Source organism: [Clostridium] aminophilum DSM 10710 (assembly GCF_000711825.1).
In the GTDB taxonomy this organism is placed as follows: domain Bacteria; phylum Bacillota; class Clostridia; order Lachnospirales; family Lachnospiraceae; genus Clostridium_R; species Clostridium_R aminophilum.
Genome location: NZ_JONJ01000026.1, coordinates 1 through 14,418, shown reverse-complemented (window position 1 = coordinate 14,418; position 14,418 = coordinate 1). Strand labels below are relative to the sequence as shown.

Here is a 14,418-nt window from a genome sequence, read left to right as displayed (position 1 = left end):
TGGCGGGAGTTCAACGAATGATGTCTCCGCAGGTTTCTGCTCCAAAGGGAGCGACTGTTTTATCTGCGTTGACAACTCCGAGCGCAATCGGCGGAGCTGATTATAGTATGAACTTTCCGGAACTCCGTTTTCTCTAAGCCACTCTGTTTTGCTTTGATAAGTCGGGCGGCGCTCGCAAGCTTGAATGATCTGCAGCCAACGGTTGCCTCGCATTTCATGTGTGCACTGATCCATAGGGAACCTCCTTGGAGTACTCTCAAAAATCTTGGATTTTTGGAACCGCTCCAAGTATGGCAGAAAAAAGTTTAGAATGTAATGCGAGTCATTTGACGCTTACATTCCTTTGCTATGCCCATCCTACGATAATTTGGATCAGTGTACATGCTGGAAAGCAGCCCCTGTCTTCCGGTCGGACATTCAAAATATGGCGGCTTCTCCACAAAAGACATGCCACTGGTTCCAATTATTACGTTGCCATCCACATCTACAGCAGTGTCACAAGCAAAATCCCCCCTACATCACTACCCAAGCGCACCAGCCATCGCCCTGCCCCCCGAGCTCCGCTCCAACCTCCTCCGTCCCCCTGCAATCGCACACAAAAAGACCCAGCCCCGGGAACCCCAGGGACTGGGCCAAATACTCTATTTACGCTAACCGCCTAAACAAAGCCTCCAATTACTTATTAGCGATAGCTGCCTGTGCAGTGATCGGCAGTTGATGGCGCGTTTTCGCCTTTAGATGCGTTACGAAACTGTTTTTTCTCCCAACCGGAAGTATCCTGTCGGTAAACCGCATTACCGTATGCCGGTTTTAGATACCAATTAAACACTCCGTGATCAAAAACAATCCGATCGACAAAACTATCGATCACAGTTTCCGGTATCTCGGCTCTGACATCAAAGGCAGTCATTTTGATAAACTCCGAGAGACTATCAATCCGTCTGTCCTTTGCGCCAGTATCTTCCAGTTCTAGAATCCGTTGTCTAAATTCATTGTTTGTTGTTTCAATGTTTGCGATCTGATCTTCTAACTTCTTTTTCTTACTGCGGAAGACTTCTCTGGATATATCGCCTTCAGAACACATATCCACCAGATTGGCCAGCTGACGATTTAGCTTATCAATCTGTTTTTGATTCTGTTCAAGCCGTTCCCTATCATTGTGTTCCGGCGTTTTCACTTCAGCAACATCCTGTGCCATCGCCATTGCTTCCTGATAGATCGCTTCCTTGTTTGCCAGAAGCTTTTTAAAAATAAAGTCGGCCTGAACTTTCACTTTCCAGCCTGCAAATGATGAGTTATCACAGATGCCTTCGGTATCAAGTCCCTTTTTTAACCTTCCTGCAGGAGAACCTGTCCGAATCTGGTTTGAACACTGGTACATATAAGTAGGAATCCCATTCTTGTCTTTATGCGCAACCCTTCGAATCATCGCATGACCGCAGGTGCAAACGCATTTATTTCCCCAAATGTTCTTGCACGGTGATTTTCCAACCGGTGTTCCATTCTTGCTCGGCTTGTCACATTGCCGTTTCTTTATTAAAGCCTGAACTTCATCAAAGTCCTCAGGGGAAATCAGCTTATCATGTGTTCCTTCAACATATACCTTAGCAAGCTCTCCATGATTGATGATCTTCTTCTGAACGAGATAATCCGGAACATAATTCTTACGGTATACTAGCCTTCCGCAATAAAACGGGTTTTTAAGCACCTTGGCAATACAGCTTCCGTGCCACTTCGAACACCCCATCGCGGTCTTTCGATCTTCCCGTTCCATGATATCCTGAATCTTACGAACACCATAGCCATCCAGATAGAGTTCAAAGATTCGCTTGACTGTGTCAGCCTGCTCCTTATTCACAACGAGTTGATCGCCAACCCTATCGTAACCAAGAATATTTCCGTTTCCGTAAAGAACCCCGTTCTTAAACGAAATCATCTGACCAGCTTTCACTCTCTGTGAAATCTTCTTACTCTCGTTCTGAGCAAGTGTAGCCATAATTGAAAGCCGAAGTTCTCCGTCCTCATCATTCATTGTCCAGATATTGTCTTCTGTAAACCACACCTCCACGCCATAAGACTTAAGATTTCTGGTCTGCTGAAGCGTATCAACCGTGTTTCTGGCAAACCTTGAAACCTCTCTGGTAACAATCAGATCAAACTTCTTTTCTTTTGCATCTTTGAGCATTCGCATAAAGGACTGACGCTTATGAATCGATGTACCGGTTATTCCCTCGTCAATGTATCGATCGACCAGAATCCAATCCTTATGTCTGCTCAATAAATCATCATAGTACTGCACTTGGTTTTCCAATGCGGAAATCTGCGCCTCATGCTCTGTAGAAACACGGGCGTAGATAGCTACTTTTCGCGCCATATCATCCTCGCATTCCTCAAAAAGCTGCATGTACTATATGACTTACATACAGCTTAATTATAGGATCGTTCATCCGGTTACTCAACAGGTAAGTTGCGTTTTTCTGCTATATATCGAAGTTCCTCTTCTGTTATTTTCCCCGCTTTCCTGAGCTGCTTCATGATGTCAAATGCAGCCAGTTTCACAGCCATTTTCTCTGCCTCCGGCGAAAAAGAAATATCCTTCAATTCGCCCATGGCCGCACTCCTCTTGTAGACATCTTCTCTGAAATCGGCATCCGCTTTGGATCCTGCAACGCGTTCTGTTCTTCAATCATAATCCTCATGTTCTTCCCTCCTGAATGTAAATATTTCTTTCTCTACCCCAAGGGAAAAAACACGACTTTTTTCATTTTCGCTCTTCGCATAAACATAAAGATAGCTCGGCATATTTGCCGAGCTATCTTTATAATGCCAAACACACGCACTAATGGCAGATTCCTCGATCTCTGTGGATCTGGCCAAAAATCACTTAACTTCCAACGTATCATAATCTATGTCGATTATTTCCGGAACGATCCAATTATGATCAGCCATGTAATCTGTAAAATCTTTGCTCAATCGTAAATCGTAATTCTTCACATAATATGCCAAATCCCCTGGCCAAATCCATCTCCCGTCAGTCATATCATCCGGCGTTCCAGCTATTCCTTTTTCTGGATGAAGAACATCTTTTACAACCTCACCGCATGCAGCAAGTACCATTCCACTCTGTAAGTATTTACATATTTCTTCCTTGTGTTCGACCTTCTTTCCAATGTTATCAAGCATAGACGGATCTGATTCATCTGCGTGCGGCATTTCCTTATAATATCCCTTTCTGTACAAAACCATATCATTTTCCCCCATTCCTTGGTTTAAAGCTTATCCACTTACCATTGTTAATATATGATTTCGGTCCTATGGTAATACGTCCATTTGAATGCGCCCAAACAGTATCAGAAGGAGCAATAACCTCAACCCCCATCTTATTTGCAAAATTCTGTGCAAATTCTTTAGTTCCAGTACTACATGATATCAATCTAATCGGTCCTGACTCATATCCCATATCCTGTTTAATATAGTTAGCCAGTCTACGTTGATCTATATCAGTCCATTTACCATTATGATAAACTGACACTTTGTCTGTGTCAGGATTACCATGTATGATAACGTCTGTATATCCTTGTTCTGGTCTCGCTTTCATTGCATATTGTCCAAATTTCTCTCCAGGACCGCTTTTAACAAGTTTTACAGTTCCAGCATACGCTTCGTTACTTTTTCTGCTTCCTTTTGTAGATCCAAAACCTCCGTGAAATCCTGCTCCCATTTATTCCACCTCCTTATGTGAGGTAGAATAGGCACTTTCAAAAATAATTATGTTTATTCCCAAATCAGTATATTTTTTAAAATATTTTTCAGAAGCACTCCCGTATAAAACGATCACCGACGGTTCAAGTGTTCTCACAACAACATCAAGACCTGCCAAAAAGATTTCTCTATCAACTTTGTGCTTCATATTTCCGTGAGACCCAATGGCAATAACACAATGTTTCGCTATCCCATCACAACATACACGGAATGTTCGTCTATCCCCATATCGAATATTTACAATCACTCTTATTCCATTAATCTGGAGCCAATGGCCGATTGCTCGACTACGGTAAATATTCCAAATCTGCATGGCCAAAGGCATATCTCTGTACAGGCTAAAATCTGGAAGAATTACTCCATTATATCGGTTTAAAATGTCAAGATACCTCTTTGGGTTTCGCCAAATTCTTTCAAACAAATGGTCATCTTCGTAAAAATGCACCCATTGATCATAGTCCTTACATGATAAAGCCTTTGAAAATGGAATAAGCCTATTAGGAGTATCATATGTCGGTCTAATACGTGGGAACTCAAAGAATCCTGCATAGGAAGCCACAGAAACTAAAAATGCGTTAAAGACATCCTTGCAACTTTTGCGTTTTGAATTAATTCTGCTCAAATAATGCACCTCCTTCGAGATATACAACCAGGTTAGAGCAGACTCCACCTGGAGGAGACCAACCGGGGCACATCATTTGAACTGTTCAGATTCGAATTGAAGTACTCGATTGGCAATCAAGCAATCATATGTTCTTTCCCGAGAACATCAATTGCGGTTACAATTATTATTGCCTTCCCCTGCAATATGTGGTAGGGTAAAAGTGTTCAGATTCGAGTTGAAGTACTCGATCGGCACCGTATGATAGTTCCCGCTATCGTATGGTGCTTTTCTTTTACCCCATGAATTGCACATAATAATCACCTTCTCTCTCACTATCAGCCTAATTGTGAATGTTTCAATATCCATATCGACTTCTATTATCTATCTGCCAACTATCTCTTTCACGTTGCATATCATATTCATCTTCAAACCAAGTGATCCTATTTCTCTTTGGCAGAATAGAATCCATAAAGGATTTATACTTGAACAGAATTGTTTCATCAAAAAGCTTTTCTTCGGCAGATTTCCATTCATAATTGATTTTACCCATTGTTTCGATACGCTTCTGAGCAGCCTCTTCCGAAACCCCAAAATGCTTTTTCAAGAAATCAACTGTTATCATCGCGCCTCGTTTTTTTAGCTCATTCAGTACTTGTTCAGGCATAAGTATCTGAGCTGCAAAACAGTTAGCCTCGACTTCAAGTCGTCCATATTCTGCGTCATCTTCATCCGTATATTCCTTTAATTCATGTCCCAAATAATAATGTCCGAACTCATGCAAAAGAGAAAACTTAATACGTGATTCAGGGTCATTCTGATTATAAAAGACGATATATCGTCCATTTTTGCATAAAATCACAGCAGTCTCACTACCAAATGCTTTAATATCAATCCCAAACTCATGCGCCCGCTTGAATGATAGAACCTTTAAATCCGACCATTCCTTAATGATTCCTTTTGTATTAGCCGGAAAGTTAACTAATGCACTGGAAGCAGCCAAAATCTCGTTGGCCAAAATATTAGCTCTCTTAAAATCTGGTTTCTTAGATGCCATCATCGTCCTCCTCTACACTATCAAAAATATCATCGAACATTACGGAGAGCATCTTTTCAGCCTTTTCCAGACGGCTTTCATCCAGTTTTTTCAAACCTCTCTGAAGATATTGTAAACGTACGCTATCAGGTTCCTTATCTTCCCTCTTTTCGTTACCAAGCAAGTAATCAATAGATACATCAAAAAACTTAGATAACTGAATCAAAACATCATCTCGTGGAACTGTTCCATTATTTTCCCACATACCAATTCTACTCTTATTGATGTTCAGTTGTTTTGCTAAGCCATCAAGCGTAAGATTCCTATCTGTTCTAAGTTTTTTTACCCTTTGTGAAAAAGTATTGTTTCCCATACATTCTCCTTTCTTTCAATTGCATTGTACTTGATCAATTTAAAAATGTCAACAATTTTGTTTGTGTTCAATTAAATTGAAAACACAAGTTGTAGTACATCCAATCTTCTTTAATCAAATTCTACTACAAATATTCTTATTATAATTATCTGTAATCCCCACAAAGTAAAAAAACCGCAGCCATCAGCTTTCGCCGACAACTGCGGGATTCCCCTGCAAACCTTATTCTTTACTCTCTCTGGCAAAACTCCAAACTAATCCATCCTTCTCCGCTCTTGAGCCTTGCCCATCCGTACTTCGATCCTACACCTTCTTTCACCTCCACAATTGTATACACTCCCGGCGGAATAAATCGAACCCTTCCGAAATTTGTTCCCGGCCCCGTTCGGATGTTCAGATGCTGCACCATCACCTTCACCAGAAATGGCGTAGCCTCCGAAGCGTCAGCCTGACTCACCAGATTCTGTATGCCTTTCAGAGCGGTCTCATCCGCATTCCCTTGATACATATTATAGAAGCGTTCTCCATACTCCGCCCTCAACTTCCGCACTCTCTCACTCTGATCTGCCGGCTTCTCATACCTTGTCAACACTGCATCCGAAACCTCTCGAACCGTACTCGCGCACTTCATTGTTGCCACGACACCCGGATACCGTTCCGTCAGTTCCTTCCATATAAAATCCAACTGCATCGAAAGATCCCCGATCGAGACGCCGCGAACCTTTGCAAACTCCCAAAGCGCCTTTTTTCGGCTCCAATACGTCCACTGGGCAAGCCCGTATCCGGCGCGGTCCATCAAAAACTCTGCATACGCGCCGTCATCCACGCGCTTCGTGTACTCCGCATCCGTGATTCCCCACTTCTTCTCATACGAGTTCTGCAGGTTGTTGGATCGAAGTCCCGACTCCGCATAGAGATTTCCCATGAAACCGGCCACGCCGAACGCATTCCCGATCCGCGCCATCAGATACTCCCAAATCATCCTCTCCACCGGTTTTCCGGTGTCAACCTCCGCTGATGCCCTCGACTCCCGATCCGACTCTCGGTCTGCAGACACCTCCGTTGCCATCGAACCATCCTTAGTCAGACCATTCAGCTCCCTCGTCACCTTTTCCGCCAGCTCCCCCATCCGGGAATACATCCATTCCCCCGGACAGCTCTTCTTCGCAAACCACCGGTGCACCGTGAGCACCATCTCCTCCGGATTCGGCTCATACGAAAGCGTCCTCTCCCGGTCCCCTATCCAGAGGAGCTTCCTCTTCCCGTTCCGTCGGCAAATATCCACGCACAGCGTGGCCAGCTTTTCATACACCACATCCCGAAACGCATAGGGCTCCTTCCCGTCCGACGCACACTCAATCGTCACCGCCCTCTGGTCATTGGCTGCAGACGATGAACACCATGACCGGTTCTTCTCCTCCACATAGAGTCCGACCCGGCCGTTCCGATCAATCCCATAATTGCTCGAAGCCTTGGTCGATGACTTCGAAAACCATTCGCCGAGGCTTTCCGCTGTACACTGACCAACCACGCAGTGCGGTGTAATCCGGTCGATCCCGTGTGTCCTCAGCCCCGAATGATGCGGGCTAAGCCTCGTATACTCCGTAAGCGTACTGTTTGAAAAATTCATTTCGTTTCCCCCTCCTCTTCATCCTCTATGCGCTCGTGTAACTGCCGCAATGCCTTCCGTAGCCTTCTCGGGATCGGCAGTCCCAGATGTGCCGCATTTTCCAGAATCGACAGCCCCTCATTCGACAGATAAAAGAACACGATCGCCGTTCGAAGAACTCCTGCGCTTCCTAACACATATAAATCCATCAGGTGTCCCACGCCGACCAAGGCAAAGATCAAGACCTTCCGGCAGATTCCCCGGTATCCCACACTGCTCGAAAGATTCCGATCCGAAATCGCGCACATCACACCAGTCACATAATCCAGAATCACCATCACTACCAGCGCATACATCAGACCGTCCTTTCCGCCAAGAAAAAATCCGAGCCATCCGCCCATCACCGTAACTACCATCTGGAATCCATTCCATAACTCCCGCATCATTTTCTCCCCCCTTTCTACTCCTCCTGTGTCAGTGTATACGTCACCTTCATCGTCTTCTCCGGTGTCTTCTCCAATGCCCTCTCAAGGTTATTGATCGAAGCCAGATACGGCGTCAGCAGATACACCGTCCGAAATGAACTTCCATACGCTCCTCCCCATTGCACAAGAAAATTTCGATACGCAAAAAGCGGTGTCGCAGCCTCCTTCAGCCGCACTCCGCCGCCAATTCTCGTCACCTGATCTTTTCCATCGATCAAAAAATCCCATCCCATGATCACACCGTTCACGACTGCCAGATACACCTCCGTGCTCCCACTCTCACTGATCGACTTCCACTCTGTCGTCTCTCCCAGATTGATCAAGGTAACATCCGTCGGATTATTTGCGTTAATCTTGTAGATCCCCTTCTTGTCATACGAAACCACATAGAGATAGCCGCCCCGCATCACGGATAGAATCGAACGCGCCCCGTACTCTCCCGGCATGCTTCGCGAGCCGATCTTCTCATTCAGACAGACCCTCGGAAGCGTCCAGGTTCCGGATTCCACGCTTCGATCCTCTTTTGAAATCTTCACCCAATGAAGCGTCGCATCCCCGGAGGAATTTCCCTCCGTCGAAAAACCATACCACGCGCCGTCCCCACCGTCGAAGAAATCCCCTTTTACAAAGAATCCGTTATTCCAGACAAAGTCCGGTGCCGAGATCGTCTCCTCCTCCAAAATGCGCATGGATACCTCGTGAAGTTTCTCATTGATTCCCAGCGTAAGGAACGGAATCCGGATTTTACGAATCATTACACTCGAATTTTCATAAGTGATTGAGGTAAGAATCTCTTTTTCAAAATCAAACTCCACTGCATCGAACAGCATCTGACGCTGCGTTGCCGGCAGATCGCCGACTGCCACACTCTTCAATGGAAGAAAAACAGACGCCGCACCGTCCGTACTTCCCAAGGCATTTTGTCCGCCCCAGGAAGAAGTCAATGCCGCTGCGACGATCCTACCGTTACCCTGCGACGGCGAAAAATCCCAGACAAACTTGTAGCCGTTTTCCAGGACCTTACTCTCCGATAGATTCAAGCTTCCCCTCGCCACATTTGCGGACGAATTCGCCTGATTTGATGCATACGCCACCGGAAGGTTATCCGCCGGTGCGAAGATTCCGTCTGCCTTCTCCTCAAGTCCCTTTCCGAAAAAAAGGATCCCTCCGATCAGATTCGGACAAATCGGAAGAAACGACTCATTCCAACGGACTTCGTCCCGAGCCTCCCCTGCGTCATAGAACACTCCGAAAGGATTACTGGAAAATACATCATTCACCGCTTCCGTGATCATGTTCTTCTTCGTGACGGACTCCGTCTTCCCGCTTGCCGTATCCGTCAGTAAAACCGTCATTTTTCCATTCCACTTCATCGTCATCCTCCCGTCTCGATCCATGCACCCAACGCACCAATCGCCATCGGCGCGATCCGTTCACTCCAGCGGTTCCGTTCTCCGTTCGATTCGACTACAGCCACCGTTTCCCGGAATCCCTTCGTCGAAAGCCCGCTCCAAAATCCAAACGGCCGCACACTCTCCTCGAGGAATATCTTTCCGTCCCAGGCTTCCTTCGCCGCCATCGACTGACCGCTGATTGCCGCCACGATATCTCCGATCGCAATCCTTCCGGTTCCACCCGTTATCTTCAGATACACGTTGAATGTGTTCGAGTGATTCGCCAAAACGTTCTCAATCGGATAATACAGATTCAGAATATGTCGCCCTGAGTGCCACATTTCTTTTGGGACCGGCATCTCCAGCATCCGGTCATTCCACTCATACGCAACTGTTACGACCGCCTGTCCGTCCTCCTGCCAGCGAATCGGCACCGAGACCAGCTGCACCTCCTTATCGGATCCCTCGTTCTGCTGACTCTCCGAATTCCCATCATTTCTCACGCTGATTGACGTGCCATTTTGTCCTGACAAGCCTGAACCATTCCAACCATCCGTTACCGAATCACTTTGTTCATCGGATCTTGCGTCGATTTCTCTGTTATCTTCCTCGACGCCTTCGGTATTTTTCAAGGGTAACTTGACCATCCCCACCGCGTTCCGCTCAACTGGATCCGCCGTGATGTCCATCATGATCTGCCCGAAGAACTGTACATGATTTGCCTCCGATGCTGCAAACTGGATGCTGATCGCCTGTGAGAGCTCCCTTCCAATCGTCCGCTCCGTTGCGTTTGTAAACGTATGGATTCCGAGCTTTCCCTGTTCGATCTGGCTGAGAAGCCCGGAGATGTTCTTGTCGCTGCGGCTCTTCGCCTGTGCCAGAAGCGGATTCTTACCGACACATCGAAACGACGCTTTTCCACCGATCTTCCACTCAATCGACGTCAATGCGGCAAGTGGTTCCCCCTCCGCAGCGCCTCCCGAAAACGTCAGCACATCGCCCAGGTCGAGCGCCGGATTTCCTATCGTATCCGAGTCAAACGGCACATACCGGATCTTCGCGACCTCTGCGAGAATCACCCGCAATATCCGCTCTCTGTTTTCCTTTAATCCAAACTGGAGAAGAGGGTTTATCCCAAGATTCATGGTCAACGCCCGGTCATTTTCCAAAGCGTAATACTCCGCGATCTCCGTCCGCTTGTTCGTCGAACTCACTGCCGAATATTCCGTCACGAAATCGGAAAAGCTCGACGAAAACCGGTGTTTCGCCTCATACCTCTCCACGGGATCCGTACCATACCGCCGGATCTCCAGCTTCCCCTCCCGATTGATCACAAAAAAGCCTGCAAGGATCTGCCCCACATAAAAGAGCACATCCCGGCAGGTCTCAATATCATTTTCCGGATAGATCGAAAACAGCTCCATCCCGTTCGGCATCGCATCAATCTCTTCCTCCGTCTGCGCCATCTCGACCTTACAGGCCTTACAGCAGAGAGCAAGGAAATCGTATGGCTTTCCGATCGTCGAAAAGCCGTTGAAGCTTTTCTCAAACCGGAGCATATCATCATAGCCTTTCAGCTCCAGAATTTTTGCCGTCCGGTTCGCCTCCTGCACCGTAAAGATCCCCATCGGCACCGTCTCGACGCTTCCGTGCTCCAAATGGAGATGATAAAAGAGTGACACGCTGGCATCTTTCAGCGTGTACCGATCAATCGAGGAAAACAAGCTGATCCCAAACTCCGCTGCATACACCGTCCCGAGCTCAAGTTCCGTCGAACCACAACACTGAGCGGAAATATGACCACTTCCACGGACAATGTCCTGCGGGCCGAACGCATACACATTCCCTCCAGCCGTTCTGATCTCGCCACTCCAATAATACGTTCTGGTCTTCGCCTTCACCGCCCGTAGGAAGGCATCCGATACTGCATACATCCCGACCTCCTTAAAACTCTTTCAGCGTAAAGGATACTTCCCAAAGACTTCCATAGCTTGTATCATGCACGAGTTTCACCTGATATCCGTCCATATACATTTGCGTGGTCACGGGACTCATAGTCTCCATGTCCAGATATTCCACCGTAATGCACGCGAGCTTCTTGTATACGAAAAATCTGCCAAGCCATTTGCTCGATACCCGAAACGTCACTCTGATCTGCACCACGCCCTCGCGTACAACATCCCGTTGGGTGGTTCCCGCCTCCGTCACGCCGCTGCTGTCCGCCTCCACATCCGAAAGCTCCACCAAATACGAAGCCGGCATCGGGATCTTCTCATTGTTAAACACAAGATACTGCAAATGTGCCATCCTACCTGCCCCCTGACTTCAGATTCATTCTCTGCTGTGCCGTCACCACAATCTCATCGATCATACTTCCGCCGAGATAGACCGGTATGACAATATCGCCATAACCGCCGTTGCCCGATCCAGTTCCAATTATCTGATTTTCTTTACCATTACTGCTTCCAGTCGAAATATCCTTTCCTTTTGGCTGATCGATTCTCGCCGAAATGAGGTATGGCGTCCTTCCAAGATCACCGGCAAGATTCGAGACTGCACCGGAGATCATACCTCTGCTTCTCTCAATCCCCTTTGCCAGTCCTCCGACAAAATCCGGCATCCAGCTTTCATAATCCGTGAGCGGTCCTTCGTCCGGCACAGAAAAATGCAGAAAGCTCCGGATCTTCTCCGCTACATCGGATACTGCCTCACCTACTTTTCCAATCATCGATCGGATTCCTTTTACAATCCCGTTAATGAAATCTGCTCCCCAATGAAACGCCTGTGACGCCAACCCTTTCACAAAACCGATTGCCTTGTCAAACCCGCCTTTCACCGTACCATAAATATTTCCGCAGACATTTTTTATTCCGCTCAGCATGGAACTGAATGCTGTGGTCACCGCCGATCGAATCGCATTCGCTGCTGATGTTACCGCCGTTCTCACATTGTTCCAGGCGTTCGTCACGACATTTCGGATCCCTTCCACGATCGTCGTGATTACCGATTTTATTCCATTCCAGATTGTTGTCACTACCGTTTTGATTGCATTCAGCACGGCTGAAATCACGGTGCGAATTCCATTCCACGCCGTCTGTAAAAAAGAGGCAATCGCTGTAACCACCGTTATCACAACGGTTTGAATCCCGTTCCAGATGGTTTCAAAAATGGATCCGATTGTCTTCCAGACGCTCTCTACCGTATTCCGGATCGCATCCCAGGAGGACAAAAGGAATGATCCGATCGAGTTCACCACACCCTTGACGGTGTCCCGGATTCCTTCCCAGACTACTTTCACCGTCTCCTGAATCCCATTCCAGAGATCGATCCAGAACTGCCGGAATTCCTCACAGTTATTCCATAAGTAGATAAATCCGGCAACCAGAGCTGCAATCGCCGCCACCACCAGTGCAATCGGATTCGCGAGGAGCACCGCATGAAACGCGGCAAAGGCCCCCTTCACCGCCTGGATCGCTGCGCCAAGTTTCGGAGCAATCGTCAGAATCGTTCCGATCGCAGATACTACTTTTCCGATCATTATCAGAACAGGCCCAAGCGCCGCCACAATGAGCGCCACCGTCACAATCGTTCTTCGCGTTCCTGAATCCATCGAATTCAGCCAACTCACGACATTCTGAATTCCGCCGACAATCCCCCGAATCGACGGCATGAGAAGCTCACCAAATGAAATCGCCAGCTCCTGCAGCTGGGACTTTAAGATCGTAAGCTGTCCCGCGAGGTTATCATTCATGACATTTGCCATCTTTTCCGCGCTACCGTCGCAGCTTGCAATCGCACTCGACAGCTTCTGAACATCGCCAGCTCCTGCATTCATTAGGGCGAGAAAACCGCTCATTGCATTCTTTCCGACAAGGCTTTCCGCCGCTGTTGCTTTTTCCGATTCTGAAAGACCCGAAAATGCCGACCGGCAGTCCGCAAGGATATCCGACAGATCCCGCATCGACCCATCGGCATTGCTCGTTGCTATCGACACCTCTCCGATCGATGATCCGCAGATCTTCACATCTCCGGAAAGATTCGTCATAATCGTCCGGAGCGCCGTTCCGGCCTGTGTGCTCTTAATCCCTGCATTCGCCATCAGCCCGATCGCTTCCGCTGTATCCTCCGCCGAAAATCCAAGTGATCCCGCAATCGGAGCACAATATTTGAACGTCTCTCCCATCATCGAGACGTTCGTGTTGGCATTGGAGGAAGCCGCCGCAAGGATATCCGCAAAATGCCCGGAGTCGGAGGCAGTCAGTCCAAAAGCCGTCAGCGCATCCGTTACAATATCAGACGTGGTGGCCAGATCCTCGCCGGATGCCGCCGCAAGGTTCATGATGCCGTCGATACCTCCCAGCATATCCCCCGTCTTCCATCCGGCCATCGCCATGTAATTCATAGCGTCCGCCGCCTCCGAAGCCGAGAACTTTGTCTTACTACCCATCTCTCGGGCCTTATCCCGGAGTGCATTCAGATCTGATCCCGTCGCCCCCGAGACCGCCGCGACCTTGCTCATCGATGCATCAAAATCGGCGGCCGTTTTCACAGCCGCCGTTCCAAGTCCGATCACGCCGGCTGAAACCGGCATCATCTTCGCTCCGATATTCGAAATGTTGTCTCCCGCCGTCTTGAGCTTTTCGCCCTTCGCAGCAATGTTCTGCAAGGCTGTCGATGACTGATTCGCCTGTGCCTCCAACGACTTCAGCTTCGCTTCCGTCTCCGCGATCTCCCGTTGCAGCCCGTCATATTGGTTCTGCGTGATCGCACCGTTCTTTAACGCCTCATTCGCCTGCTCTGAAGCGGTCTTTAATGTTTCCAGCTTCTCCTTCGTCTCCTTGACCGCATCTCCCAGAAGCCGGTGTTTCTGCGCAAGAAGTTCCGTGTTTCCCGGATCCAGTTTCAGAAGCTTATCGACATCCTTCAGCTGACTCTGCGTATTCCGGATCTCCGTGTTCACGCCCTTTAGCGCCGTCTGGAGTTTCGTCGTATCTCCGCCAATCTCTACCGTAATCCCCTGAATCCGCCCCGCCATTTCACTCACCCCTTCCGCATTTTGGGTAGTAAGCGTCAAATGACTCGCATTACATTCTAAACTTTTTTCTGCCATACTTGGAGCGGTTCCAAAAATCCAAGATTTTTGAGAGTACTCCAAGGA

The 14,418-nt window shown here is 47.8% G+C and carries 14 protein-coding genes and 1 pseudogene; all 15 read right to left on the bottom strand.

Features of this window, described 5'->3' with window-relative positions:
• Window positions 1-234, bottom strand: a pseudogene (locus tag BR86_RS16210) (IS66 family insertion sequence element accessory protein TnpB); the annotation flags it as partial.
• A 71-nt stretch (window positions 235-305) separates the two neighbouring features.
• Window positions 306-482: a GNAT family N-acetyltransferase gene (locus tag BR86_RS16635; protein ID WP_143099380.1), complete on the bottom strand. Its 177-nt coding sequence runs from the start codon at window positions 480-482 to the stop codon at window positions 306-308.
• A gap of 200 nt (window positions 483-682) precedes the next feature.
• On the bottom strand, window positions 683-2,374 hold the full coding sequence (locus BR86_RS0113290; RefSeq protein WP_031474679.1) for a recombinase family protein: 1,692 nt from the start codon (window positions 2,372-2,374) through the stop codon (window positions 683-685).
• Window positions 2,375-2,451: 77 nt separating this feature from the next.
• Window positions 2,452-2,610, bottom strand: a complete 159-nt coding sequence (locus BR86_RS16010; protein WP_154661391.1) for a hypothetical protein — start codon at window positions 2,608-2,610, stop codon at window positions 2,452-2,454.
• Between the two features lie 270 nt (window positions 2,611-2,880).
• Complete coding sequence (locus BR86_RS0113280; RefSeq protein WP_051684821.1) at window positions 2,881-3,246, bottom strand: hypothetical protein; 366 nt, start codon at window positions 3,244-3,246, stop codon at window positions 2,881-2,883.
• Between the two features lies 1 nt (window position 3,247).
• Window positions 3,248-3,721, bottom strand: a complete 474-nt coding sequence (locus BR86_RS0113275) for a hypothetical protein (protein ID WP_031474675.1) — start codon at window positions 3,719-3,721, stop codon at window positions 3,248-3,250.
• Window positions 3,722-4,384: a DUF4417 domain-containing protein gene (locus BR86_RS0113270; protein WP_031474673.1), complete on the bottom strand. Its 663-nt coding sequence runs from the start codon at window positions 4,382-4,384 to the stop codon at window positions 3,722-3,724. It abuts the gene before it with no gap.
• A gap of 337 nt (window positions 4,385-4,721) precedes the next feature.
• Window positions 4,722-5,420 (bottom strand): ImmA/IrrE family metallo-endopeptidase, encoded by a 699-nt coding sequence (locus BR86_RS15385; protein WP_051684820.1) that lies wholly within the window; start codon window positions 5,418-5,420, stop codon window positions 4,722-4,724.
• The gene (locus BR86_RS0113260; RefSeq protein WP_031474669.1) at window positions 5,410-5,772 is read right to left on the bottom strand and encodes a helix-turn-helix domain-containing protein; all 363 of its coding nucleotides are present in this window, start codon (window positions 5,770-5,772) and stop codon (window positions 5,410-5,412) included. The genes BR86_RS15385 and BR86_RS0113260 overlap by 11 nt, the downstream gene beginning before the upstream one ends.
• Window positions 5,773-6,001: 229 nt before the next feature.
• Window positions 6,002-7,402 carry a phage tail tip lysozyme gene (locus BR86_RS16390; RefSeq protein WP_038288822.1) on the bottom strand — a complete coding sequence of 467 codons (1,401 nt, stop codon included), beginning with the start codon at window positions 7,400-7,402 and terminating at the stop codon, window positions 6,002-6,004.
• On the bottom strand, window positions 7,399-7,824 hold the full coding sequence (locus BR86_RS0113250; protein ID WP_031474665.1) for a phage holin family protein: 426 nt from the start codon (window positions 7,822-7,824) through the stop codon (window positions 7,399-7,401). The genes BR86_RS16390 and BR86_RS0113250 overlap by 4 nt, the downstream gene beginning before the upstream one ends.
• A gap of 17 nt (window positions 7,825-7,841) precedes the next feature.
• Window positions 7,842-9,239, bottom strand: a complete 1,398-nt coding sequence (locus BR86_RS0113245) for a hypothetical protein (RefSeq protein WP_031474663.1) — start codon at window positions 9,237-9,239, stop codon at window positions 7,842-7,844.
• Window positions 9,240-9,241: 2 nt separating this feature from the next.
• Window positions 9,242-11,194, bottom strand: a complete 1,953-nt coding sequence (locus tag BR86_RS0113240) for a hypothetical protein (protein ID WP_038288820.1) — start codon at window positions 11,192-11,194, stop codon at window positions 9,242-9,244.
• A gap of 10 nt (window positions 11,195-11,204) precedes the next feature.
• Window positions 11,205-11,567, bottom strand: a complete 363-nt coding sequence (locus BR86_RS0113235; RefSeq protein WP_031474659.1) for a hypothetical protein — start codon at window positions 11,565-11,567, stop codon at window positions 11,205-11,207.
• A 1-nt stretch (window position 11,568) separates the two neighbouring features.
• Window positions 11,569-14,295 carry a phage tail tape measure protein gene (locus BR86_RS0113230; protein WP_031474657.1) on the bottom strand — a complete coding sequence of 909 codons (2,727 nt, stop codon included), beginning with the start codon at window positions 14,293-14,295 and terminating at the stop codon, window positions 11,569-11,571.
• Between the last annotated feature and the right edge of the window lie 123 nt (window positions 14,296-14,418).

Bases quoted from the DNA above. Each gene is read 5' to 3' on its own strand.
- BR86_RS0113290 (WP_031474679.1), bottom strand. From the start codon at position 2,374: ATGGCGCGAAAAGTAGCTATCTACGCCCGTGTTTCTACAGAGCATGAG.
- BR86_RS16010 (WP_154661391.1), bottom strand. From the start codon at position 2,610: ATGGGCGAATTGAAGGATATTTCTTTTTCGCCGGAGGCAGAGAAAATG.
- BR86_RS0113280 (WP_051684821.1), bottom strand. From the start codon at position 3,246: ATGGTTTTGTACAGAAAGGGATATTATAAGGAAATGCCGCACGCAGAT.
- BR86_RS0113275 (WP_031474675.1), bottom strand. From the start codon at position 3,721: ATGGGAGCAGGATTTCACGGAGGTTTTGGATCTACAAAAGGAAGCAGA.
- BR86_RS15385 (WP_051684820.1), bottom strand. From the start codon at position 5,420: ATGGCATCTAAGAAACCAGATTTTAAGAGAGCTAATATTTTGGCCAAC.
- BR86_RS0113260 (WP_031474669.1), bottom strand. From the start codon at position 5,772: ATGGGAAACAATACTTTTTCACAAAGGGTAAAAAAACTTAGAACAGAT.
- BR86_RS16390 (WP_038288822.1), bottom strand. From the start codon at position 7,402: ATGAATTTTTCAAACAGTACGCTTACGGAGTATACGAGGCTTAGCCCG.
- BR86_RS0113250 (WP_031474665.1), bottom strand. From the start codon at position 7,824: ATGCGGGAGTTATGGAATGGATTCCAGATGGTAGTTACGGTGATGGGC.
- BR86_RS0113245 (WP_031474663.1), bottom strand. From the start codon at position 9,239: ATGAAGTGGAATGGAAAAATGACGGTTTTACTGACGGATACGGCAAGC.
- BR86_RS0113240 (WP_038288820.1), bottom strand. From the start codon at position 11,194: ATGTATGCAGTATCGGATGCCTTCCTACGGGCGGTGAAGGCGAAGACC.
- BR86_RS0113235 (WP_031474659.1), bottom strand. From the start codon at position 11,567: ATGGCACATTTGCAGTATCTTGTGTTTAACAATGAGAAGATCCCGATG.
- BR86_RS0113230 (WP_031474657.1), bottom strand. From the start codon at position 14,295: ATGGCGGGGCGGATTCAGGGGATTACGGTAGAGATTGGCGGAGATACG.